Below are 22,875 nucleotides of genomic sequence, written 5' to 3' on the forward strand. Positions count from 1 at the left end.
GTGACTCCTAGTTCCGGGACTACTCGGGGGTTTCGTCCAGCGCGTGGCCCACCAGGACCAGCAGGGTCTCGATCACCGAGATCCGGCGTCGCGCGTCCATGATCATGACAGGGACGTGCGGGGGGATGGTCAGGGCCTCCCGGACGTCGTCCGGGTCGAACCGCTCGGTCCGGTCGAAGTGGTTGACCGCGACGATGTACGGCAGCCCGCAGCTCTCGAAGTAGTCGAGCGCCGGGAAGCAGTCCTTCAGCCGGCGGGTGTCGGCCAGCACGACGGCGCCGATCGCGCCGCGCACCAGGTCGTCCCACATGAACCAGAACCGCTGCTGGCCCGGCGTGCCGAACAGGTAGAGCACCAGGTCGTCGTCGAGCGTGAGGCGGCCGAAGTCCATGGCGACCGTGGTGGTCAGCTTCTCCGGCGTGGCGGTGAGGTCGTCGGTCTCCTCGCTCGCCTGGGTCATCAGCGCCTCGGTCTGCAGAGGCGTGATCTCCGAGACGGACGTGACCAGCGTGGTCTTGCCCACGCCGAAGCCGCCCGCCACCACGATCTTCGTGGCGACGGGGGCCTGACTGCCGTCCTGCTGCCAGGCCTTCAGATCCTCGTCGGGCTCGGTGAAGCCACCGACGAGGGGGACGGCCCCCGCGGCGGAGACGTCAGAGACGGCGGAGTCCACTCAGCACCCTTTCCAGCAGCGCTCGGTTCGGCCGGCCGGTGCCGTGACCGGTCCCGGTTCCGTGCACACGGATCTTTCCCTGGTCCGCGAGATCGCTCAGGAGCACGCGGACCACGCCGAGCGGCATCTGCAGCAGCGCGGCGATCTCTGCCACCGTGCGCATACGGCGGCAGAGTTCGACGATGGCGAGCATCTCCGGCATGACCCGGGGGGCCACCGGATTGCTCGTCAGCTCCTTGCGCTCCTCGGGGGCCTCGATGGCCGCGACGAACGTCTCGACCAGCAGGACGTGGCCGAAGCGGGTACGGCCGCCGGTGAGCGAATAGGGGCGGACGCGGGCGGGTTTCTTGCGTTCACCGCCGCGTACGGGGAGCTGGTTCCTGCCGGCTGTGCCGCTCATCGGCCGCTCCCCGTCGACTCGGATTCCAGTGATTTGCGCAGCTCGCTGCGGAGTTCGGGGGTGAGGACGTGTCCGGCACGGCCCACGAAGAGGGCCATGTGGTAGGCCACGACGCTCATGTCGCACTCGGCGGAGCCGTGGACGCCGAGCAGGGAGCCGTCACTGATCGACATCACGAACAGGCTCCCCTCCTCCATGGCGACCATCGTGTGCTTGATCCCGCCGTACTCCATGAGCTTGGTGGCCCCGAGGGTGAGGCTGCCGATGCCGGAGACGATGGTGGCCAGGTCGGCGGAGGATCCGCGGGGGCCCTTGGTGGGGCGCGCCTGGCGTGATTCCTCCGTGTGGCTGGGGTCGGAGGACAGGAGCAGCAGGCCGTCGGAGGAGACGACTGCGACGGACTGGATGCCGGGTACTTCCTCGACCAGGTTGGTGAGCAGCCATTGCAGGTTGCGGGCTGCGCTGCTCAGGCCATAGGTACTGGGCGCGGTCAACTGCTTGCCTCCTCGGCTGTGCCCCCCGTGGCTGGTTCGGTGGCGGCGATCTCCGCCTCTACGTCGCGGTAGCCGGCGTGAGCTCCCCGGCTGAAGCCGCCGAGCCTGCGGCGCAGGGCTTCGGCGTCGACGGAGCGGGTCCGCTGGCGCGGCGCCTCGGTGGGGCTGGTGATCTTGGGGGTGCGCTTGGGAAGGCCCTTGCTGGTGAGCGCCTCGGCTTCGCCCTCGGCGCTCTCGTGGCCGTCCGCGGAACGCGCGCGGTTGTCGTCGTCGGGTGCGGACGGCCCCTGCGGGGCTGTCTCGCCGTGTGCGGCCACGGGCTGGGGGGAGCGGGGGTGTTCTCCCGCGGCCTGCTGGTTCATGGGGTCGGAGCCGGCGGTCCCGGTGCTCTCGCCGGCCGTCGGCCGGGAGGCCTCCGGGGCGGTCGCGGGGTCCGGGAGCAGCAGCTCCATCGTGGTCTCGGCGAAGGTCTCGGCCGGTTCCTTCGGGCGGCTCGGCGCCTGCCCGGTGGCCGGGCCGGTCGTCTCCGCCCTGGTGTGGGTCTCGGGGGCCTCCGCCTCGGGGGCTTCGTGGTGCGCGGAACTCCCGGCGCCCGCGGCGCTCTCGGAGGGTGCGGTGGCGCCGGCGGTGTCCGCCGCGCGCTCCGTGTTCTCGCTGGTCTCCGTGTCCCCGGTGGTCGCCGCGTTCTCGCTGGTCTCCGCGTCGTGGACCGACCGCTCCGCCAGGGCCACCAGGAGGTCGGTGTCCTTGTTGCGGGCGAGCAGGACGTTGGAGTTGGCCTCGGCGTCGGCTCCGGGCAGGGCGATGGTCTGGGCGACGCCGCCCCGGCCGGCCGGGGCGGGCGTGGCGGGCGCCTCGGCGAGGAGGCTGCGGGGCAGCACGGTCACGGCCGCCACCCCGCCCTGCTTCTGCTCGCGCAGCTGCACCCGGGCACCGTGCCGGTGGGCGAGGCGAGCCACGACGTACAGACCGAGGCCGAGGCCGTCCTCGCCCTCCTGGTCGTACGGCGACTCGGGGTCGAACTCCGCGAGGCGGGCGTTGAGGCGCTCCATGCGGCCGTTCGTCATGCCGATGCCCTCGTCCTGGACCGAGAGCATGATCTCGCCGGACTCCAGCAGCCAGCCGGAGACCTCGACGGGCCGCTCCGGCGGGGAGAACGAGCTGGCGTTCTCCATGAGCTCGGCGAGGAGGTGGGAGAGGTCGTCGGCGGCGAAGCCCGCGATGTGCGCGTGCGGGGGCAGCGTGGCGATCCGGACCCGCTCGTAGCGCTCGATCTCGCTGACCGCCGCGCGGACCACGTCGACCAGCGGGACCGGACCGTGGTGCTGCTGGATGTGCTCGGTGCCGGACAGCACGAGGAGGTTCTCGCTGTGCCGGCGCATGACGGTGGCGAAGTGGTCCAGCTTGAAGAGGGTGGCGAGGCGCTCGGGGTCCTGCTCGCGCTCCTCCAGGCCCTCGATGACCGACAGCTGGCGCTCGACCAGGCCGAGGGTGCGCAGCGCGAGGTTGACGAAGGTGCCGCCGATGCTGGTGCGCAGCCGCTCCAGCTGTGCGGCGGAGTCGGCGAGTTCGGCGCGCAGCTGCTCGCGGGCGTCGGCCATCTTCTGCCGCTGCCCGACCAGGTGCTTGCGGTCGGCCTCCAGGGTGGCGACGCGCTCGTTCAGCGCGCCGGCCCGCTCGCCCAGCGTGGCGTGCAGACCGACGGCGTGCGCGTGCAGGGCGTTGACCGAGCGGACGACCTGGGCGAACTCGTCGTTGCGGCCGGTGAAGGCGATCGGCTCCTCGGCCGCCGGGTCGGCCGCGGCGGCCAGGCGGGCCGAGCCGCGGCGCAGCACCGACAGGGGGCGGGTCAGGGTGCGGGCCATGGCGGTGGCGATGCCGACGGCGACCAGCATCAGGGCGCCGAGGACGGCGACCCGGATCTCCAGGGCGGTGACGTCCTCGTCCCGGAGCTTCGCGAGGTCCTTGGTGCGGTGGTCGTAGAGGGCCGACTCGGCGCCCCGCATCAGGTCGACCCGGGCGGACAGGGCCGCGTCCAGCTTCCTGGTACTGGTGCTCAGCGCGGTACCGGTGAGCGTGGGCTGGGCGGTGAGCAGGGAGAGGTACTTCTCGGCGGAGTTGACCTCGGGCCCGGTGACCGTGGAGTCGTAGGAGTCGGCGAACGCCTTGGGCGCGGTGGCGTGGAAGTCGGCGAGGGCCGCGTCGGCGCGCAGCCTGGCCTGCTGGGCGGCCGCGGTGAGCGCGTCCCGCCTGGCGGTGTCCGCGGTGGACGAGCTGCTGGTCGTGGTGGGCAGCCCGGTGGCCGGGTCGATCACCGTCCGGGTCGAGGACGGGATGTCCAGCGCGGCCAGCAGCAGGCCGCGGGCGGCGGCGGACTGCTGGACGGCGGTGTCCAGTTCGGCGAGCGCGTGGGCGCCGGAGCCGGCCCGCGCGGGCATCCGCTCCGCCAGCTGCTCGGCGAGCCGGTGCAGTTCGGTGATGGTCGCCGAGTACGCCTGATGGGTGCGCAGCGCGTCCGTCTTGCCGGTGAGGGCGGCGCGCCGGGTGGTCGCGATGCCGTCGAGATCGGTCAGCAGCGCGCCCGGGGTGGCGGTGTCGGCGCGGATGTCCTCTATCTGGCGGTCCACCCGCGCGCTGCGCTGCTCCGACGGCGCCTGCGACTTGGGGCGTCCGGCGGCGATGTAGGCGGTGACCTCGTCGCGTTCGTCGGCCAGCGAGTGGGCGAGCGCGAGCGCGTCCTCGGTGCGTCCCGCCAGCGTCACCAGTTCCTGGGAGTCACTGACGTCGCCGGAGGCGGTGAGGAGCGCGGGCGCGCCGGCTCCCGCGATGGCGGCGGCTACCGCCGCCACGGCGATGATCAGACGGGTACGCACATGAGTGGGGCGGCCGGTGCCGACGGGAGTCTGCTCGGCGATCCCCTCGGGGGCCGTCTGCCTGCCTGTGCGCCGCGGCCGCTTCTTCTGCACCGGTGCTCGCAATCCTGAACTCGTCCAGCAAGGTCCCGGGCGGTGACCCGTCGTCTCGGTGTAAGTGGTGCGAACACCCGGTTCGTACGGTTCCCGACCCTCCCAGCGCCGGTGGGCAGGGGTCGTGCATCACCTGACCGGCCACCCGAAGGAGTGAACATCGGAGGGGAGTTGACGGGCAAGTTCCGCGGGCCGGTGCGACGGCCCCGCACGGCGGGCCGGTTGGACGCGCGCGGCAGGCTTTGGCAGTATTCGCCGCCACGCCTTCCCGGAGTACCCCAATTACCCCCAAACCAGGCGGCTGACCTGCGCGGTCATGCCAATTACGCGCGATCCGGCGCTCTTTGGGGGACCCTGTGAAGGGCTCGTGCAGACTGGCCGGATGCGCACCGAACTCGTCACGGAACCCGGCGACCCTTCCCGCCCCAACGAGGACTTCGCCAGTGTCGGACTTCCCGCCTCCGGGCAGGGAGGTTGCGCGATCTTGCTGGACGGAGTGACGCCGCCGCGCGACGGCACGGGCTGCGTGCACTCCGTGCCGTGGTTCACCGCCCGTCTGGGCGGGGCGCTGACCGAACTGACCGTTTCGCGCGGAGATCTGACGCTGCCCGAGGTGCTCACCCGGGCGATCGGCCAAACATCCCGGGCCCATGTGGACACGTGTGACCTTTCTCACCCTCGCACACCGCAGGCAACCGCCGTCCTGGCCCGCTGGTCGGCCGACACCCTGGAGTACCTGGTCCTGTCGGACTCCGCGCTGCTCCTGCGCTCACCCTCCGGCACGGTCACCCCGGTGCTCGACGACCGCCTCGCCCGGCTGCCCCGGTCCGCCCTCGCCACCGACGCCCTGGTCGACGCCACCCTGCGCAACAAGGAGGGCGGCTTCTTCACGGCGGCCGCCGACCCCTCGGTGGCGGAACACGCCGTCACCGGCACGGTGCCCCGCCACGAGGTCCGCGCCCTGGCCGCGCTGACGGACGGCGCCACCCGCTGGACGGAGAAGTTCCAGGAGGGCGACTGGACGGCCCTGTTCGACATCGTCGCGAAGGAGGGCGCCCGCTCGCTGGTCGACCGGGTACGGGAACTGGAGGCGGCGGACGCCGGCGAACGGGCGTTCCTGGGACGCGGCAAGACGCACGACGACGCGACGGTCGTGTACGTGGAGCTGTGAACTCCGGTCCGCCCCGCGGTGTCCCTCCGGCCCACTCGGCGGTGTCCCTACGGCCCACCCGGCGGTGTCCTTCTGGTCCGCCCGCCGATGTCCCTCCGTGCCGCTCGGCCGTGCCGGTCCATGCCGCTCAGCCGTGGCGGTCCGAGCCGCTCAGCTGTGTCTGTCCGCGCCGCTCAGCCGTGTCTGTCCGTGCCGCCGTTCAACTCGTGCAGCAGGCGTGCCAGTTCCGCCACCTCGCGGCGGTCCCAGTGGGCGAGCTGGGAGACGTAACGGGCCCGGCGCGCCTCACGGACCTTGCCCACCCGGCGGCGGCCCTCGTCGGTGAGGGTGACGAGCCAGGCGCGGCCGTCGGCCGGATCGGGCGCGCGGGCGACGAGACCCAGCTCCTCCAGGGCCCTCAGCTGGCGGGACATGGTCGCCTTGCCGACGCCGATGTAGGCGGCGAGCGCGGTGGCGCGCTGGCCGCCGAGTTCGTCGAGACGGATGAGCAGGCCGTACGCGGCGGACTCCAGATCGGGGTGCACCTCGCGGGCCATCTCGCCCTGACTGGCCCGGGCGCGCCGCAGGAGCACGGTCAACTCCCGCTCCAGCGCCAGGAACTCCTGGTCCGCGCCGCTCGGCGTCATCTCGCCGGCGACGCGTCCCGCCTCGCCGTTTCCGTCCTCGTGCACGTCAGCACCCCTGCCCGGTTTCGCGGTCCTGAAAGTTTCCGTCAAACCCCGTCATCGCCCCAGCTCCGTCAGTATTTCGCAGGCGTAGACCAACGGCGGCATCCGGACCCTCTTCCCTGGGCTCATCTACGTGCGTAGCTTCGGGAACAGGTGGTGACATGCCCACGCCAGTAGGCAGGTCAGCGCCTGTTCCCCCCACCTCTTCACCCGGAGGCACGCCATGCCCGTGCACAGACCCGGTTCCTTCCGCCCGCGCGCTCTCGCCGCCCTCGTCACGGCCCTGCTCGCGGCGCTCTCCTTCGCCCTGTCCCTCGCTCCCGCCCAGGCCGCGACCACGCCCGCGCGCGGCTCCGCCTTCATGGGCATGGGGGTGGCCGCGCACGACGGCCGCGGCGCCGCCCCGGGCATGACCGCCGCCACCCAGACCGAGGGCGTCGACGTCTCCGGCCACCAGGGCAGCGTCGACTGGACCACGCTGTGGAACAGCGGGGTGCGCTGGGCCTACACGAAGGCGACGGAGGGCACGTACTACACGAACCCCTCCTTCGCGCAGCAGTACAACGGCTCGTACAACGTCGGCATGATCCGCGGCGCCTACCACTTCGCGACCCCGGACACCACGAGCGGCGCGACCCAGGCGAACTACTTCGTCGACCACGGCGGCGGCTGGTCCCGCGACGGCCGGACGCTGCCCGGTACCCTCGACATCGAGTGGGACCCGTACGGCGCCGCCTGCTACGGCCTCTCGCAGAGCGCGATGGTCGGCTGGATCGCCGACTTCCTGAACACGTACAAGGCCCGCACCGGCCGCGACGCGGTGATCTACACGGCCACCAGCTGGTGGACCCAGTGCACCGGCAACTACGCCGGCTTCGCCGCGAACAACCCGCTGTGGATCGCCCGGTACGCCGCGGACCCCGGAACGCTGCCGGCGGGGTGGCCGTACTACACGATGTGGCAGTACACCTCCAGCGGCCCGACCGTGGGCGACCACGACAAGTTCAACGGAGCGCTGGACCGGGTCCAGGCCCTGGCCCTCGGCTGACCCCGGCACCCTCCCGGCCGGGGGTACGGGGGTCGCCCCCGGACAAGCACAGCAACGGAGCGCTGGACCGGGTCCAGGCCCTGGCCCTCGGCTGACCCGGGCTCCCGGCCGGGAGTTGCCCCGGCCGTGCGGCCGGGGACGGCGGAGGCCCGGTGCTCCCGAGGGAGCACCGGGCCTCGTCGCCGCCGGCGCCGGTCACCGTGACCGGCGCCGGCGCGGGGTCGTCACGCCGCGACCGGGACCTCCGGCGTCACGCCGTGCCCGGCGGGCGCCAGCGCCAGTTCCAGCACCTGGCGCACGTCCGTCACGGCATGGACGTCGAGCGTGTCCAGCACCTCGGCCGGGACGTCGTCCAGGTCGGGCTCGTTGCGCTTGGGGATGATCACGGTGGTCACCCCGGCGCGGTGCGCGGCGAGCAGCTTCTGCTTCACGCCGCCGATGGGCAGCACCCGCCCGGTCAGCGAGACCTCGCCGGTCATCGCCACGTCCGTGCGGACCAGGCGGCCGGAGAGAAGGGACGCGAGCGCCGTCGTCATGGTGACGCCCGCGCTCGGACCGTCCTTGGGGACCGCGCCCGCCGGGAAGTGGATGTGCACGCCCCGGTCCTTCAGGTCGCCCACCGGAAGCTCCAGTTCGGCGCCGTGGCTGCGCAGGAAGCTCAGCGCGATCTGCGCCGACTCCTTCATCACGTCGCCGAGCTGGCCGGTCAGGGTCAGGCCCGCCGCGCCCGTCTCCGGGTCGGCGAGGGAGGCCTCCACATAGAGGACGTCTCCGCCGGCGCCCGTGACCGCGAGGCCGGTGGCCACCCCGGGGACGGCCGTACGGCGCTCGGCCGGGTCCTGGGCGGACTCGGGCACGTGGTGCGGGCGCCCGATCAGAGCGCGCAGGTCCTCGTCCCGGACGGTGAACGGCAGCTCGCGCTCCCCCAGTTCGTGCTGGGCCGCGATCTTGCGCAGCAGCCGGGCGACGGACCGCTCCAGCGTGCGCACGCCCGCCTCCCGGGTGTACTCCCCGGCGAGCCTGCGCAGCGCGCCCTCCTCGACCGTGACCTCGTCCGCGCCGAGGCCGGCCCGCTCCAGCTGGCGCGGGAGCAGGTGGTCGCGGGCGATGACGACCTTCTCGTCCTCGGTGTAGCCGTCCAGGCGGACGATCTCCATGCGGTCCGCGAGCGCCTCCGGGATGGCCTCCAGGACGTTGGCGGTGGCGAGGAAGACCACGTCGGACAGGTCGAGCTCGACCTCCAGGTAGTGGTCACGGAAGGTGTGGTTCTGCGCGGGGTCCAGCACCTCCAGGAGCGCCGCGGCCGGATCGCCGCGGAAGTCCGAGCCGACCTTGTCGATCTCGTCGAGCAGGACGACCGGGTTCATGGACCCGGCCTCCTTGACCGCCCGCACGATCCGCCCGGGCAGCGCGCCGACGTACGTACGGCGGTGGCCGCGGATCTCGGCCTCGTCGCGGACGCCGCCGAGGGCGACGCGGACGAACTCGCGCCCCATCGCGTGCGCGACGGACTCGCCGAGGCTGGTCTTGCCCACGCCGGGCGGCCCGACCAGCGCGAGCACCGCGCCGCCGCGCCGGCCGCCGACGACGCCGAGGCCGCGCTCACCGCGCCGCTTGCGCACGGCCAGGTACTCGGTGATGCGCTCCTTCACGTCCTCCAGGCCCGCGTGCTCGGCGTCCAGGACCGTCCTGGCGCCCTGGATGTCGTAGGCGTCCTCGGTCCGCTCGTTCCACGGCATCTCCAGGACCGTGTCCAGCCAGGTCCGGATCCAGGAGCCCTCGGGCGACTGGTCGCTGGACCGCTCCAGCTTGTCGACCTCCTTCAGGGCGGCCTCGCGGACGTGCTCCGGCAGGTCGGCGGCCTCGACACGGGCGCGGTAGTCGTCGGACTCCTCGGCGGCGTCCTTGCCGTCCCCGTTCAGCTCGCGCAGCTCCTTGCGGACGGCTTCGAGCTGGCGGCGCAGCAGGAACTCGCGCTGCTGGCGGTCGACGCCCTCCTGGACGTCCTTGGCGATGGTCTCGGCGACGTCCTGCTCGGCGAGGTGGTCGCGCAGCGTCTGCGTGGCGAGCCGGAGGCGGGCGACGGGGTCGGCGGTCTCCAGCAGCTCGGTCTTCTGCTCGACGGTGAGGAAGGGCGAGTAGCCGGAGTTGTCGGCGAGCGCGGAGACGTCCTCGATGGCCTGGACGCGGTCCACGACCTGCCAGGCCCCGCGCTTCTTCAGCCAGGTGGTGGCGAGCGCCTTGTACTCCTTGACCAGCTCGGTGACCTGGCCGGGCAGCGGCTCGGGCACGGTCTCCTCGACCCGGGCCCCCTCGACCCACAGGGCGGCGCCCGGTCCGGTCGTACCGGCGCCGATCCGCACCCGGGCCCGGCCGCGGATCAGGGCACCGGGGTCGCCGTCGGCCAGCCGGCCGACCTGCTCGACGGTGCCGAGCACACCGGTGGTGGCGTACGTCCCGTCGATGCGCGGCACCAGCAGCACCCTGGGCTTGCCGGACTCCGCCCGCGCGGCGGACTGCGCGGCCTCGACGGCGGCCCGTACTTCGGCGTCGCTCAGATCCAGGGGAACCACCATGCCGGGCAGGACGACCTCGTCGTCGAGCGGCAGCACGGGCAGGACGAGCGTGAACGCCTTGGCCTCATCAGCCATGATCTCCCCTTTGGCAGTCAACTTGAGCAATACCGACTCAATGCACGTGAGCCCGGGAATGTTCCCCGGAGGCTGTTCGCTCTGGGCGATCAGCGGCCGCGAGGTCCGCCCGCACCAGGGGCGGCCCGCGCCGGCGCAGTGGGGGGACCGCGCCGACACGGAGGGCGGACCACGGCCACGTCCCGGCGTGACCGCGGCCACGCCCCCGCGCGTCCCACGAACGAGTGCAAGGACGGAGCGTGCGCATCGGAAATCGGGGGCACTCCGTAATTCCAGTGACCGCACACCCGAGTTGAAGCAGGATGGCCGGATGACTGCCGTGCACGACTCCCCAGACACACCCGTGGTCCTGGACCGGCGCGAGGGCCCCTACGGCGAGGTGGTGCTGCGCAGGCACGGCACGCTGCTGCAGATCATCGCGAACGGCTGCTTCCTGATGGACACCTCCGACGGCCGCTCCGAGCGGCTGCTGGTCGACGCCGCCCGGGACGCCCTGGACGGCCGTCCGGCGCCGGCGGTGCTGATCGGCGGCCTGGGGGTGGGCTTCTCCCTCGCGCACGCGGCGGCCGATCCCCGCTGGGGGCGGATCGCCGTGGTGGAGCGGGAGCCCGCCGTCATCGGCTGGCACCGCTCCGGGCCGCTGTCCGCACTGTCCGCCGCGGCGCTCGCCGACTCCCGGACCGAGATCATCGAGGATGATCTCGTCGCTTACGTCAATGAGACATCGGACACGTTCGACGCCCTGTGTCTCGACATCGACAACGGCCCCGGCTGGACGGTCACCGAGGACAACGGCGGTCTCTACTCGCCGTCCGGACTCGCCGCCTGCGCAAGGGTGTTGAGGCCCGGTGGAGTGCTGGCCGTCTGGTCGGCGCAGCCCTCTCCGGAATTTGAAGGAACCTTGCGGAATGCCGGGTTCCGACAGGTGCGTACCGAAGAGGTCCCCGTTGCCCGGGGCGTTCCGGACGCGGTGCACCTCGCCGTCCGGCCTGGATAGCGACGGCACGGTGAGTCCCCGTAATGTGCTGCCGTGACGCCGATCATTCAAGCGTCAAACGCAGTCATGGGATCACCCCACGGATTCCGGAAAGCAACAGGGGCGGGCGATGGAGCAGACACACACCTCCCAGAACGGCGCGGCGGCGGCCACCCAGGGCTCGCAGCGCCGGGTTCTGGTCGTCGAGGACGACCCCACGATCGTCGACGCCATCGCGGCCCGGCTGCGCGCTGAGGGATTTCTCGTGCAAACCGCGGGCGACGGTCCGTCCGCCGTGGACACGGCCGAGGCCTGGCAGCCCGACCTGATGATCCTCGACATCATGCTGCCCGGCTTCGACGGCCTGGAGGTCTGCCGCCGCGTGCAGGCCCAGCGCCCGGTGCCGGTGCTGATGCTCACCGCGCGCGACGACGAGACCGACATGCTGGTCGGGCTCGGGGTCGGCGCCGACGACTACATGACCAAGCCGTTCTCGATGCGGGAGCTGGCGGCGCGCGTGCACGTCCTGCTGCGCCGGGTGGAGCGGGCCGCGCTCGCCGCCACCACGCCGCGCTCGGGCATCCTGCGCCTGGGCGAGCTGGAGATCGACCACGCGCAGCGCCGGGTGCGGGTCAAGGCCGAGGACGTGCACCTCACGCCCACCGAGTTCGATCTGCTGGTGTGCCTGGCGAACACCCCGCGCGCGGTGCTCTCCCGGGAGCAGCTGCTGGCCGAGGTGTGGGACTGGGCGGACGCCTCCGGCACCCGCACCGTCGACAGCCACATCAAGGCGCTGCGCCGGAAGATCGGGGCCGAACGGATCCGCACGGTGCACGGCGTCGGTTACGCGCTGGAGACGCCGACGCCATGAGCGACGGACGGGATACCGCACGGAGGAGCCCTGGGGACGACCCCTGGGGCGGCGTGAGCCCGTTCTCGATCAATACCAAGCTCGGCGCACTGGTCGTCATCTCGGTACTGATCACCACCGGTCTGTCCATGATCGCGGTGCACACCAAGACCGAGCTGCGCTTCATCACGGTCTTCTCGATGATCGCCACGCTGCTGATAACGCAGTTCGTGGCGCACTCGCTGACCGCGCCGCTGGACGAGATGAACGCGGTGGCCCGCTCGATCGCGCAGGGCGACTACACCCGCCGGGTGCGCGACAACCGGCGCGACGAGCTGGGCGACCTGGCCGGGACGATCAACGTCATGGCCGACGAGCTGGAGGCGCAGGACCTCCAGCGCAAGGAACTCGTGGCGAATGTCTCGCACGAACTGCGCACCCCCATCGCGGGTCTGCGCGCGGTGCTGGAGAACATCGTCGACGGCGTCACCGAGGCCGATCCCGAGACCATGCGGACGGCGCTGAAACAGACCGACCGGCTCGGCCGGCTGGTGGAGACGCTGCTGGACCTGTCCCGGCTCGACAACGGCGTCGTCCCGCTGAAGACGCGCCGGTTCGAGGTGTGGCCGTACCTGTCGGGTGTGCTGAAGGAGGCCAACATGGTCGCCTCCGCGCGCGCCGGGCTCTCCTCGGGCTCGGGCAGCCACACCCGCACGGACGTGCATCTGCACCTCGACGTCTCCCCGCCGGAGCTGACCGCGCACGCGGACCCCGAGCGCATCCACCAGGTCGTCGCCAACCTGATCGACAACGCGGTCAAGCACAGCCCGCCCTACGGCCGGGTGACGGTCAGGGCGCGGCGCGGCGCGCTGCCGGAGTCGCTGGAGCTGGAGGTCCTGGACGAGGGTCCGGGGATCCCCAGGTCGGAGTGGCACCGGGTGTTCGAGCGGTTCAACCGCGGCTCCGTGACCCGGCCCCACGGCCCGGGCAGCGACGGCGGCACGGGCCTGGGCCTGGCCATCGCCCGCTGGGCGGTGGATCTGCACGGCGGCCGGATCGGTGTGGCCGAATCCGACCGCGGATGCCGGATCATCGTCACCCTCCCGGGGCCTTCCTCCACGCCAAGTTGACGTAAAGTTCGAAGCGGAAGACCAAGATCCACGAGCGTTCGCACAGTCGGACACGTGTGATCAGGGAAGGCCCCGCGCCGCGCGTCGGACGATCACGCGCAGGTGCTCCCTCGGCGCACCCTCCTGCTCGCTCTCACGTGCGGAACCCCGCTTGTTTCCCGCCATATCCAGCGCCGAAACACCCCCGCCGATGTGACTTACGCGACGATGAACGGGCCCGACCTGACCTACGTGCTCTTGGAGGCGTAGCCTTTATTCCCGCTGTCCATCACCTTGTGAAGCGGAAGAGGGCGGTTGCCGCCGTGTCGCCACAGTCCCCCAGTAACTCGAGCATCTCTGCCGACGACCAAGCCGGGAAGAATCCCGCTGCCGCGTTCGGTGCCAACGAGTGGCTCGTCGACGAGATCTATCAGCAGTACCTCCAGGACCCGAATTCGGTAGACCGTGCCTGGTGGGACTTCTTCGCCGACTACAAGCCGGGCGCGCCTGCCGCGCCGGCTCCGGCGGGTACTGCGGCCGCGGGGGCCGCAGAGACCACCACCACGGCTCCTCAGGCCCCGTCCGCGCCCGCGGCTCAGCCCGCGCCCGCGCCGGTGGCCCAGAAGCCCGCCGCGGCGCCGGCTCCGGCCGCCGCCGCCCCGGCCGCCCCGGCCGCCCCCGCCCCGGCCAAGCAGGCGCCCGCGCCCGCCCAGCCCAAGGCGAAGGCCGCTCCGGCCACCGAGGCCCCCGCGGGCCCCGAACTGGTCACGCTGCGCGGTCCGTCCGCCGCGGTCGCCAAGAACATGAACGCCTCGCTGGAGCTGCCGACCGCCACGTCGGTGCGCGCGGTCCCGGTGAAGCTGCTGTTCGACAACCGGATCGTCATCAACAACCACCTCAAGCGCGCCCGGGGCGGGAAGATCTCCTTCACGCACCTGATCGGCTTCGCGATGGTGCAGGCGATCAAGGCCATGCCGTCGATGAACTGGTCCTTCGCGGAGAAGGACGGCAAGCCGACCCTGGTCCGGCCGGAGCACGTCAACCTCGGTCTCGCCATCGACCTGGTCAAGCCCAACGGCGACCGCCAGCTCGTCGTCGCGGCGATCAAGAAGGCCGAGACGCTGAACTTCTTCGAGTTCTGGCAGGCCTACGAGGACATCGTCCGCCGCGCCCGCGAGGGCAAGCTCACGATGGACGACTTCACCGGTGTCACGGTCTCCCTGACCAACCCCGGCGGCCTCGGCACCGTCCACTCGGTCCCGCGCCTGATGCCCGGCCAGTCGGTCATCATGGGCGTCGGCTCCATGGACTACCCGGCCGAGTTCCAGGGCACGAGCCAGGACACCCTGAACAAGCTCGGTGTCTCGAAGGTCATGACGCTCACGTCGACCTACGACCACCGGACCATCCAGGGCGCCGCCTCCGGCGAGTTCCTGCGCCAGGTCGCGAACCTGCTGCTCGGCGAGAACGGCTTCTACGACTCGATCTTCGAGGCGCTGCGCATCCCCTACGAGCCGGTCCGCTGGCTCAAGGACATCGACGCCAGCCACGACGACGACGTCACCAAGGCCGCCCGTGTCTTCGAGCTGATCCACTCCTACCGGGTCCGCGGCCACGTCATGGCCGACACCGACCCGCTGGAGTACCAGCAGCGCAAGCACCCCGACCTGGACATCACCGAGCACGGCCTCACCCTGTGGGACCTGGAGCGCGAGTTCGCCGTCGGCGGTTTCGCCGGCAAGTCGCTGATGAAGCTGCGCGACATCCTCGGTGTGCTGCGCGACTCGTACTGCCGCACCATCGGCATCGAGTTCATGCACATCCAGGACCCCAAGCAGCGCAAGTGGATCCAGGACCGCGTCGAGCGCCCGCACTCCAAGCCGGAGCGCGAGGAGCAGCTGCGCATCCTGCGCCGCCTGAACGCGGCGGAGGCCTTCGAGACCTTCCTGCAGACGAAGTACGTCGGCCAGAAGCGCTTCTCGCTGGAGGGCGGCGAGTCCGTCATCCCGCTGCTGGACGCGGTCATCGACTCCGCCGCCGAGTCCCGCCTGGACGAGGTCATCATCGGCATGGCCCACCGCGGCCGCCTGAACATCCTCGCCAACATCGTCGGCAAGTCGTACGCGCAGATCTTCCGCGAGTTCGAGGGCAACCTCGACCCGAAGTCGATGCACGGCTCCGGCGACGTGAAGTACCACCTGGGCGCCGAGGGCACCTTCACCGGCCTGGACGGCGAGCAGATCGCGGTCTCCCTGGTCGCGAACCCCTCGCACCTGGAGGCGGTGGACCCGGTCCTGGAGGGCGTCGCGCGCGCCAAGCAGGACATCATCAACAAGGGCGGCACGGACTTCACCGTCCTGCCGGTGGCGATCCACGGCGACGCGGCCTTCGCGGGCCAGGGCGTGGTGGCCGAGACCCTGAACATGTCGCAGCTGCGCGGCTACCGCACCGGCGGCACGGTCCACATCGTCATCAACAACCAGGTCGGCTTCACCGCGGCCCCCGAGTCCTCGCGTTCCTCCATGTACGCGACGGACGTGGCCCGCATGATCGAGGCCCCGATCTTCCACGTGAACGGCGACGACCCGGAGGCCGTGGTCCGCGTCGCGCGGCTCGCCTTCGAGTTCCGCCAGGCGTTCAACAAGGACGTGGTGATCGACCTCATCTGCTACCGCCGCCGCGGTCACAACGAGTCCGACAACCCGGCCTTCACCCAGCCGCTGATGTACGACCTGATCGACAAGAAGCGCTCGGTGCGCAAGCTCTACACCGAGTCCCTGATCGGTCGCGGCGACATCACGCTGGAAGAGGCCGAGCAGGCGCTGCAGGACTACCAGGGCCAGCTGGAGAAGGTCTTCACCGAGGTCCGTGAGGCCACGGCGCAGCCGGCGCAGGGCGAGTCCCAGGCGCCGAGCGACAACTTCCCGGTGGCGGTCCCGACCGCGATCTCCGCGGAGGTCGTCAAGCGGATCGCCGAGTCCCAGGTCAACATCCCCGACAACATCACCGTCCACCCGCGTCTGCTGCCGCAGCTGCAGCGCCGGGCGTCGATGGTCGAGGACGGCACGATCGACTGGGGCATGGGCGAGACCCTGGCCGTCGGTTCGCTGCTGCTGGAGGGCACCCCGGTCCGCCTCGCGGGCCAGGACTCCCAGCGCGGCACCTTCGGCCAGCGCCACGCGGTGCTGATCGACCGGGAGACCGGCGAGGAGTACACGCCGCTGCAGTACCTCTCGGAGGAGCAGGCGCGGCTGAACGTCTACAACTCCCTGCTGTCCGAGTACGCGGCCATGGGCTTCGAGTACGGCTACTCGCTCGCCCGTCCCGACGCGCTCGTGATGTGGGAGGCGCAGTTCGGCGACTTCGTCAACGGCGCCCAGACGGTCGTGGACGAGTTCATCTCCTCCGCCGAGCAGAAGTGGAACCAGACCTCTGGTGTCACCCTGCTCCTGCCGCACGGCTACGAGGGCCAGGGCCCGGACCACTCCTCGGCCCGCCCGGAGCGCTTCCTGCAGCTGTGCGCGCAGAACAACATGACGGTCGCGATGCCCACGCTCCCGTCGAACTACTTCCACCTCCTGCGCTGGCAGGTCCACAACCCGGACCACAAGCCGCTGATCGTCTTCACCCCGAAGTCGATGCTGCGTCTGAAGGCCGCGGCGTCGAAGGCGGAGGAGTTCACCTCGGGCGAGTTCCGTCCGGTCATCGGTGACAGCACGGTCGACCCGGCCGCCGTCCGCAAGGTCGTCTTCTGCGCGGGCAAGGTCTACTACGACCTGGAGGCCGAGCGTCAGAAGCGCGGCGACACGGAGACGGCGATCATCCGCGTCGAGCGCCTGTACCCGCTGCCGGGTGCCGAGCTCCAGGCGGAGATCAAGAAGTACCCGAACGTCCAGAAGTACCTCTGGGCGCAGGAGGAGCCGGCGAACCAGGGTGCCTGGCCGTTCATCGCGCTCAACCTGATCGACCACCTCGACCTGGCGGTCGGCGCGGACGTCCCGGCCGGCGAGCGTCTGCGGCGCATCTCGCGCCCGCACGGCTCGTCCCCGGCGGTCGGCTCGGCCAAGCGCCACCAGGCCGAGCAGGAGCAGCTGGTGCGTGAGGTGTTCGAGGCGTAAGGCCCCGGCACCGCACGTGAAGGGGCCCGGCCCCGAGTCCCACGGACTCGGGGCCGGGCCCTTCGGCGTACGGCGTCCGGCGCACGGCGTACGGCGTACGGCGTATGTACGGGCCGCTCGGCCGGCCCGGACAGTCTGGACTCCGGCGGCACGGCGCCTTCCGGTGCCTCGGACTCCGGCGACCTGGTCCTTGAGGGGCACCGGTCCTTCGGGGACACCGGTCCTTCAGGGGGCTTCGGGGTCCTTCGGGGCACCGGCTGCCCGCAGGGCCGTGCGGCTGCCTATGATTTTCCTGTTCTCGCCCGGCTCCCGCGGCGGCAGCGCGGCATCCTCTCCCCCAAGCGGGACGAGGGTTCCTCCCGCCCCGGAGCGGCCCCACCCCTGCACTACCGACGGAGCGGCATCCATGTACTTCACCGACCGAGGCATCGAAGAACTGGAGAAGCGGCGCGCTGAGGAGGAGTTCACCTTCGAGTGGCTCGCCGAGCAGCTGCGCACGTTCGTCGACCTGAACCCCGACTTCGAGGTCCCGGTGGAACGCCTGGCCACCTGGCTGGCCCGCCTGGACGACGAGGACGACGAGTAGCCGCAGGCCCGCACGCTTCTGCGGCCACGGGAACCCGGCTTCCGGCTTCCGGCTTCCGGCCCGACGGTACGAGCGGTCTGAGCGGTACGAGGCGCGCCGGCCTCGGACCACGCCCCCTCGGTACGGGCCGGACGGCGGCCGGGTCAGGAGGCGCGGGGAGCCCCACCGGCTGTCACGGACACGGCCGCGCGCTTCAGTCCCACGGGCGGTACACGACGGCCGGGGGCCGCGGGCCCGAGGTGCCGTACCGCATGCCCAGCGCCCCATGGGCCAGGAGCAGCGCACCCGCCGCCGCCCATCCCCCGCTGTGCCGCCACACGCCCCACGTGGTGGCCGGCACCCCGGCCGCCACCTGGGCCATGCCCAGCCAGCGGGCACGCGGGTCCCCCGAGCCGGGGGCCCAGGGCGCGAGCGCTCCAGCGTCGTACGCCCGACGCGGCCCGCCCGTCCTCGTCCCGGCCGCCCGGGGCGGCACCGGCCGGCCACGGCTCCCGGAGCGCCCGGAGCTTTCAGGACCTCTGGGCCTCTCAGCACTCCTGGAACTCTCCGGCATCCCGGCCCCGCCCGCCTCGTACCCGCCGCCTGTCCAGGGCCCGTCCGCCTTGGCGCCGCCCGCACCGGGCCCGTCCGCCTTGGGCCCGTCCTCGCTGGGTCCGTCCGCCTTGGGCCCGTCCTCGCTGGGTCCGTCCGCCTTGGGTCCGCCACCTGCCCGGAGCGCGTTCGCCTTGGGCCCGCCCGCCTCGGATCCGCCACCCGCACCGGGCCCGTTCTCCGTGGGTCCGCCGGCCCTCCCAGGGCCGTCCGCACGGGCCCCGTCGGCCGGATCTCCCCCGCTGCGCCCGGTCTCCGCCGGCCCTCGGCGCCAGATGTCGCCGGCCTCGCGCCGGACGTCGGTGCCGGTGACCGCTCCCGCAGCGGGCCCGAAGTCGGCCCGCACCGCCTCCCACCAGCCCTCGCCCGCGATCCACCGTGTCCCGCCCGGCGCACGCGCGGCCGCTTCGAGCAGCCGCCCGGGGGACGCGCCCGGTGTCAGGCCGCGCGGCAGATCGATGCCCGCGCGCGTGAGGACGGCGATCAGTCCGCGCAGCCGCGCCAGCGCGTCGGCCCCGGAGCCGGACGTGATCAGCTGCTCCAGCGACTGTCCGTCACGCACGGGGTCGAGCCCGAGACGCGCCACGAGGACGCGCATCGCCTCGGCGTCACCGGTGGCCGTGCCGCCTGCCGCCCAGACACAGCTGACCGGGCGCCGGAACCCGCCGGTGAGGACGTAACCGGCCCGGCCTGCCGCCCACCACAGCGCGAGCACCGGCCACGAGGACCCGACGGCGAGCGCGACGGCCCAGCCGGCGGCCACCCGGTCCACCGGCTCACCGCCGGCACCCCCGGCACGGCCCGCACGGCCCTCGCCCCTCCTGTGCGCCTCACGCCGTCCGGCCCCCGCGACCGTCTCGGCCTCCTCGGAGCCCTCCGGCCGCCAGGACCACCACGGGCTCCCCTCGGGCACGAGCACGCTCCACTCGCGGCCCGCGCCCGTGAGCACCATCCGCTCCCGCAGCAGCGGGGCGACGGGCGCGACGGAGTCGGGCTCGGCCCCGCACAGCAGCAGGAGCCCGGCGGTCGCCGCCGCCCCCGGACCACCGCGCATCGCATCCGTCGGCATGACCTCACGCTAGGCAGAAACCGGGCCGACCGCCCACCCGGCCGCCACGACGGCACCCCCGCACCCGCGCGACGGGCGGCCGCTCTCGCACAAATGAGTGTCTTGACTTTCCGCGACCACGATATATCGTGTTTCACGGAAGACACGATATGGCGTGTCGGGACCGTGTCGCGCCGAGGAGGCACCCATGTCCGAGTGGTCCGTCGCCGAACCCAAGAAGCTCGCCTTCGACACCCCTGTGCGGGACCTGCAGGTCCGCATCGTCAACGGCACGGTGAACGTCGTGGGCACGGATGAAGAGGCCGCGCGTCTGGAGATCTCGGACATCGAGGGCCCACCCCTGGTGGTCACGCAGGAGGCGGGCAGGCTCACGGTGGCGTACGAGGACCTGCCCTGGAAGGGCTTCCTCAAGTGGCTCGACCGCAAGGGCTGGCGGCGCAGCGCCGTCGTCTCCCTCGCCGTGCCCGCGGACACGCGCGTGGAGGTGGGGGTGGTCGGCGCCGGCGCGGTCGTCTCCGGCATCAGCGGCCCCTCGGTGGTCAAGGGGGTCACCGGCGACACCGCCCTCGTCGGACTCTCCGGCCCGGTCCGCGCGGACACCGTGTCCGGCAATCTGGAGGCCCAGGCCGTCACCGGCGACCTGCGCTTCAACTCCGTCTCGGGCGACCTGACGGTGATCGACGGCTCGGGCTCGACCGTCCGCGCCGACTCCGTCAGCGGCTCGATGATCATCGACCTCGCCCCGGACGGACCCACCGACATCCGCCTGACCAGCGTCTCCGGCGAGATCGCCATCCGGCTCCCGCACCCGGCGGACGCCGAGGTCGAGGCGAACACCGCCAGCGGCACCATCTCCAGCGCGTTCGAGGATCTGCGGGTGCGGGGCCAGTGGGGCGCCCACAAGGTCACCGGCCGCCTGGGCCCGGGCAACGGCAGGCTCAGGGCCACCACGGTCTCCGGCTCGATCGCCCTGCTCCGCCGCCCGGCGGGCGAGGACGACACCCCCTGGGAGGACGACGCGCCCGAGAGGTCCGGGCCCACGGCCGGCGGCCCGATGCCCGGAGTCGGGAGCGGCCCGGGGGACAATTCCGTGTCCAGCCAGAGCACGGACGCCGCAGGCGCTCCGGCCGACGGCACCACCGAGAAGAAGGTGCTCTGACATGCCTCCCGTCTTCGCTCACGGCCGCCTGCGCCTCTACCTGCTCAAGCTGCTGGACGAGGCGCCGCGCCACGGCTACGAAGTGATCAGGCTCCTCGAAGAACGCTTCCAGGGCCTGTACGCCCCCTCCGCCGGCACGGTCTACCCCCGCCTGGCCAAGCTGGAGGCCGAGGGGCTGGTCACCCACACCACCGAGGGCGGCCGCAAGGTCTACGCGATCACCGACGCCGGCCGTGCCGAACTGGCCGACCGCGGCGGCGAGCTGGCCGACCTCGAGCTGGAGATCCGCGAGTCCGTCGCGGAACTCGCCGCCGAGATCCAGGCGGACGTGCGCGGCGCGGCCGGCGACCTGCGGCGCGAGATGCGGGCGGCGGCCTCCGAGGCGCGCAGGGGCACCCGGGCCGGCACGGGCCGGGCGGGCGCCTCCGGGGAGTTCGGCGACCGGGGCGAGAGCGAGTCCTGGCAGGCCGCCAAGGAGGAGATGCGCCGGGTCAAGCAGGAGTGGAAGGAACAGGCGCGGCGCGCCAAGGACGAGAGCCGCCGGGCGCGCGAGGAGGCCCAGCGGGCCCGACGTCACGCCCAGGAGGCGCAGACCCGGGCGGCGGCCCAGGCGCAGGAGGAGATGCAGCGCATCGCCCGCCAGGTCCAGGAGCGCGTACAGGACCACTTCACCCGTGGTGACTGGCCGACCGGTGTGCGCGAGGGACTGACCGAACTGGCCAAGGAGTTCGGCGAGTTCGGGAAGGAGTTCGGCAAGGGGCGGGACTTCGGGCGCGCGGAGAAGCCCGCGGGCCAGGCCACGGAGAGGCCCGCGACGGACTTCCGCAAGCCGGCGCCCGCCCCCGGACCGGCTCCGGCGGCCACGCCCGAGTACTCGGCCGCCCCGGAGGACTTCCCCGCGGAGTACGAGCCGGCCTGGGCCCATGAGGCCCCGTCGGGCGACCCGGCCCGGGACCTGGACCGCCTGCTGGACCGCTTCCGCGACGACATCCGCGACGCGGCCCGCGACCACGGCGTCACCGCCGACCAGCTCGGCGACGCGCGCCGCCGCCTGTCGGCGACGGCGGCCCACATCGGGGCGATACTCCGCGGCCCGAAGGTCTGAGCCGCAAGGGCGAAGCCGGAGAGGCGGCCGTGACCGTCTCTCCGGCGCCCGGGAGGATCAGGAGTTGGTGAGGACGATCTTCCCGAACTGCTCGCCAGAGGCCAGCCGTTCGAAGCCCTCGCGGGCCCGGTCCATGGGCAGCACCTCGTCGATGACGGGGCGCACGCCGGTCGCGGCGCAGAAGGAGAGCAGGTCCTCCAGCTCGTCCTTGGTGCCCATGGTGGAGCCGACGACCTTCAGCTCCAGGAAGAAGATCCGGGTCAGCTCGGCGTGCGAGGGCCGGTCACCGCTGGTGGCGCCGGAGATGACGAGGGTGCCGCCGGGCCGCAGGGACTTCACGGAGTGGGACCAGGTGGCGGCGCCCACGGTCTCGATGACCGCGTCGACCCTCTGCGGCAGCCGCGCTCCGGGCTCCACCGCCTCCACGGCTCCCAGTTCCAGGGCCCGCTTCCGCTTCGCCTCGTCGCGGCTGGTGGCGAAGACACGCAGGCCGGCCGCCTTGCCGAGCACGATCGCGGCCGTGGCGACGCCTCCGCCCGCGCCCTGCACGAGGACCGAGTCACCGGGTCGTACCCCGGCATTGGTGAACAGCATGCGGTAGGCGGTGAGCCACGCCGTCGGGAGGCAGGCGGCCTCCTCGAAGGACAGCTCCTTGGGCTTGGGCAGGATGTTCCAGGTGGGCACGGCGACCTGCTCGGCGAACGTGCCCTGATAGCGCTCGGTGAGGATCGAGCGGGGCTCGTCGGCGCCGACCCCGTGCCCGGTCTGGCCGATGACGGAGTGCAGGACGACCTCGTTGCCGTCCTCGTCGATCCCGGCGGCATCGCATCCGAGGATCATCGGCAGCCGTCCCTCGGGAAGTCCCACCCCCCGCAGGGACCAGAGATCGTGATGGTTCAGGGAGGCGGCACGGACATCGACGGTGCTCCAGCCGGAGCGGGCCTGCGGGGCCGGTCGCTCCCCCAGCTCAAGGCCGGAAAGCGGCTGGTCGCGGTCGATTCGGGCGGCGTAGACGGCGAACATGGGCTCGACGATAGGCGGGCCGTGCGGCGTGCGGAACCAGAAAGCCCTGTGACACACGCCCTGTTGCGGACCCGCACACCGGTGCGCGAGAAATCCGGAACACGCTCGGCCCCTCGGGCCTGCCGCGGCCGCATCCCCTCGACGACACTCTCGCGGCCCGGTGCCGCGTGGCACCGCACGGCGGCTGACCGGGCCCGGGGACGGCGATGGCCCCGTCC

The 22,875-nt window shown here is 72.4% G+C and carries 16 protein-coding genes and 1 pseudogene; 9 read left to right on the forward strand and 8 right to left on the reverse strand.

Annotated features, from left to right (window positions below; genetic code table 11):
* Positions 1–19: 19 nt before the first annotated feature.
* From ACIPRD_RS01990 to ACIPRD_RS02005, 4 genes are read right to left on the reverse strand one after another with little or no spacing between them, the layout of a single operon-like run.
* Positions 20–673, reverse strand: coding sequence for a GTP-binding protein (locus tag ACIPRD_RS01990; RefSeq protein WP_401559134.1), 654 nt, complete (start codon positions 671–673; stop codon positions 20–22).
* A complete protein-coding gene (locus tag ACIPRD_RS01995; RefSeq protein ID WP_356405480.1) occupies positions 654–1,073 on the reverse strand; it encodes a DUF742 domain-containing protein in 420 nt (139 codons plus the stop codon). Before ACIPRD_RS01995 ends, ACIPRD_RS01990 begins: the two co-directional genes overlap by 20 nt.
* Entirely contained in the window at positions 1,070–1,567 is a 498-nt protein-coding gene (locus ACIPRD_RS02000) for a roadblock/LC7 domain-containing protein (protein ID WP_356405482.1), read from the reverse strand. The genes ACIPRD_RS01995 and ACIPRD_RS02000 overlap by 4 nt, the downstream gene beginning before the upstream one ends.
* Positions 1,564–4,533 carry a nitrate- and nitrite sensing domain-containing protein gene (locus ACIPRD_RS02005; RefSeq protein WP_401559138.1) on the reverse strand — a complete coding sequence of 990 codons (2,970 nt, stop codon included), beginning with the start codon at positions 4,531–4,533 and terminating at the stop codon, positions 1,564–1,566. The genes ACIPRD_RS02000 and ACIPRD_RS02005 overlap by 4 nt, the downstream gene beginning before the upstream one ends.
* A gap of 382 nt (positions 4,534–4,915) precedes the next feature.
* Here ACIPRD_RS02005 and ACIPRD_RS02010 point away from each other — a divergent pair, with 382 nt between their 5' ends.
* Positions 4,916–5,704: a hypothetical protein gene (locus ACIPRD_RS02010; RefSeq protein ID WP_401559139.1), complete on the forward strand. Its 789-nt coding sequence runs from the start codon at positions 4,916–4,918 to the stop codon at positions 5,702–5,704.
* Between the two features lie 173 nt (positions 5,705–5,877).
* Here ACIPRD_RS02010 and ACIPRD_RS02015 read toward each other — a convergent pair whose 3' ends face one another.
* Positions 5,878–6,375, reverse strand: a complete 498-nt coding sequence (locus ACIPRD_RS02015) for a MarR family transcriptional regulator (RefSeq protein WP_356405488.1) — start codon at positions 6,373–6,375, stop codon at positions 5,878–5,880.
* A gap of 220 nt (positions 6,376–6,595) precedes the next feature.
* Here ACIPRD_RS02015 and ACIPRD_RS02020 point away from each other — a divergent pair, with 220 nt between their 5' ends.
* The gene (locus tag ACIPRD_RS02020) at positions 6,596–7,420 is read left to right on the forward strand and encodes a lysozyme (protein ID WP_356405490.1); all 825 of its coding nucleotides are present in this window, start codon (positions 6,596–6,598) and stop codon (positions 7,418–7,420) included.
* A gap of 224 nt (positions 7,421–7,644) precedes the next feature.
* On the opposite strand, the gene lon is transcribed toward ACIPRD_RS02020, so the two are convergent.
* A complete protein-coding gene (gene lon, locus ACIPRD_RS02025; protein ID WP_356405492.1) occupies positions 7,645–10,071 on the reverse strand; it encodes an endopeptidase La in 2,427 nt (808 codons plus the stop codon).
* A gap of 310 nt (positions 10,072–10,381) precedes the next feature.
* On the opposite strand from lon, the gene ACIPRD_RS02030 reads away from it, so the two are divergent.
* From ACIPRD_RS02030 to ACIPRD_RS02050, 5 genes are all read left to right on the forward strand, one after another.
* Positions 10,382–11,068: a spermidine synthase gene (locus ACIPRD_RS02030; protein ID WP_356405494.1), complete on the forward strand. Its 687-nt coding sequence runs from the start codon at positions 10,382–10,384 to the stop codon at positions 11,066–11,068.
* A gap of 109 nt (positions 11,069–11,177) precedes the next feature.
* Positions 11,178–11,918 (forward strand): response regulator transcription factor, encoded by a 741-nt coding sequence (locus ACIPRD_RS02035; RefSeq protein ID WP_356405496.1) that lies wholly within the window; start codon positions 11,178–11,180, stop codon positions 11,916–11,918.
* Positions 11,915–13,027, forward strand: a complete 1,113-nt coding sequence (locus tag ACIPRD_RS02040) for a HAMP domain-containing sensor histidine kinase (RefSeq protein WP_356405498.1) — start codon at positions 11,915–11,917, stop codon at positions 13,025–13,027. Before ACIPRD_RS02035 ends, ACIPRD_RS02040 begins: the two co-directional genes overlap by 4 nt.
* A gap of 302 nt (positions 13,028–13,329) precedes the next feature.
* Positions 13,330–17,124 (forward strand): multifunctional oxoglutarate decarboxylase/oxoglutarate dehydrogenase thiamine pyrophosphate-binding subunit/dihydrolipoyllysine-residue succinyltransferase subunit, encoded by a 3,795-nt coding sequence (locus tag ACIPRD_RS02045; protein ID WP_401559144.1) that lies wholly within the window; start codon positions 13,330–13,332, stop codon positions 17,122–17,124.
* A 406-nt stretch (positions 17,125–17,530) separates the two neighbouring features.
* Positions 17,531–17,710, forward strand: coding sequence for a DUF6104 family protein (locus ACIPRD_RS02050; RefSeq protein ID WP_330459774.1), 180 nt, complete (start codon positions 17,531–17,533; stop codon positions 17,708–17,710).
* Positions 17,711–18,689: 979 nt separating this feature from the next.
* On the opposite strand, the pseudogene ACIPRD_RS02055 reads toward ACIPRD_RS02050, so the two are convergent.
* Positions 18,690–19,370, reverse strand: a pseudogene (locus ACIPRD_RS02055) (hypothetical protein); the annotation flags it as partial.
* Positions 19,371–19,557: 187 nt separating this feature from the next.
* Between ACIPRD_RS02055 and ACIPRD_RS02060 the strand changes: the two are divergent.
* Both ACIPRD_RS02060 and ACIPRD_RS02065 read left to right on the forward strand, forming a co-directional pair.
* Positions 19,558–20,529 carry a DUF4097 family beta strand repeat-containing protein gene (locus ACIPRD_RS02060; RefSeq protein ID WP_401559146.1) on the forward strand — a complete coding sequence of 324 codons (972 nt, stop codon included), beginning with the start codon at positions 19,558–19,560 and terminating at the stop codon, positions 20,527–20,529.
* A 1-nt stretch (position 20,530) separates the two neighbouring features.
* Complete coding sequence (locus ACIPRD_RS02065) at positions 20,531–21,634, forward strand: helix-turn-helix transcriptional regulator (RefSeq protein ID WP_401559149.1); 1,104 nt, start codon at positions 20,531–20,533, stop codon at positions 21,632–21,634.
* Between the two features lie 57 nt (positions 21,635–21,691).
* Here ACIPRD_RS02065 and ACIPRD_RS02070 read toward each other — a convergent pair whose 3' ends face one another.
* The gene (locus ACIPRD_RS02070) at positions 21,692–22,657 is read right to left on the reverse strand and encodes a zinc-binding dehydrogenase (protein WP_356405507.1); all 966 of its coding nucleotides are present in this window, start codon (positions 22,655–22,657) and stop codon (positions 21,692–21,694) included.
* Between the last annotated feature and the right edge of the window lie 218 nt (positions 22,658–22,875).

This window comes from Streptomyces sp. NPDC090108 (genome assembly GCF_044747185.1).
In the GTDB taxonomy this organism is placed as follows: Bacteria; Actinomycetota; Actinomycetes; order Streptomycetales; family Streptomycetaceae; genus Streptomyces.

What these genes read in the sequence shown, in the direction of transcription:
- ACIPRD_RS01995 (WP_356405480.1), bottom strand. Translation starts at nt 1,073, where the DNA reads ATGAGCGGCACAGCCGGCAGGAACCAGCTCCCCGTACGCGGCGGTGAA.
- ACIPRD_RS02010 (WP_401559139.1), top strand. Translation starts at nt 4,916, where the DNA reads ATGCGCACCGAACTCGTCACGGAACCCGGCGACCCTTCCCGCCCCAAC.
- ACIPRD_RS02020 (WP_356405490.1), top strand. Translation starts at nt 6,596, where the DNA reads ATGCCCGTGCACAGACCCGGTTCCTTCCGCCCGCGCGCTCTCGCCGCC.
- lon (WP_356405492.1), bottom strand. Translation starts at nt 10,071, where the DNA reads ATGGCTGATGAGGCCAAGGCGTTCACGCTCGTCCTGCCCGTGCTGCCG.
- ACIPRD_RS02030 (WP_356405494.1), top strand. Translation starts at nt 10,382, where the DNA reads ATGACTGCCGTGCACGACTCCCCAGACACACCCGTGGTCCTGGACCGG.
- ACIPRD_RS02035 (WP_356405496.1), top strand. Translation starts at nt 11,178, where the DNA reads ATGGAGCAGACACACACCTCCCAGAACGGCGCGGCGGCGGCCACCCAG.
- ACIPRD_RS02040 (WP_356405498.1), top strand. Translation starts at nt 11,915, where the DNA reads ATGAGCGACGGACGGGATACCGCACGGAGGAGCCCTGGGGACGACCCC.
- ACIPRD_RS02050 (WP_330459774.1), top strand. Translation starts at nt 17,531, where the DNA reads ATGTACTTCACCGACCGAGGCATCGAAGAACTGGAGAAGCGGCGCGCT.
- ACIPRD_RS02060 (WP_401559146.1), top strand. Translation starts at nt 19,558, where the DNA reads ATGTCCGAGTGGTCCGTCGCCGAACCCAAGAAGCTCGCCTTCGACACC.
- ACIPRD_RS02065 (WP_401559149.1), top strand. Translation starts at nt 20,531, where the DNA reads ATGCCTCCCGTCTTCGCTCACGGCCGCCTGCGCCTCTACCTGCTCAAG.
- ACIPRD_RS02070 (WP_356405507.1), bottom strand. Translation starts at nt 22,657, where the DNA reads ATGTTCGCCGTCTACGCCGCCCGAATCGACCGCGACCAGCCGCTTTCC.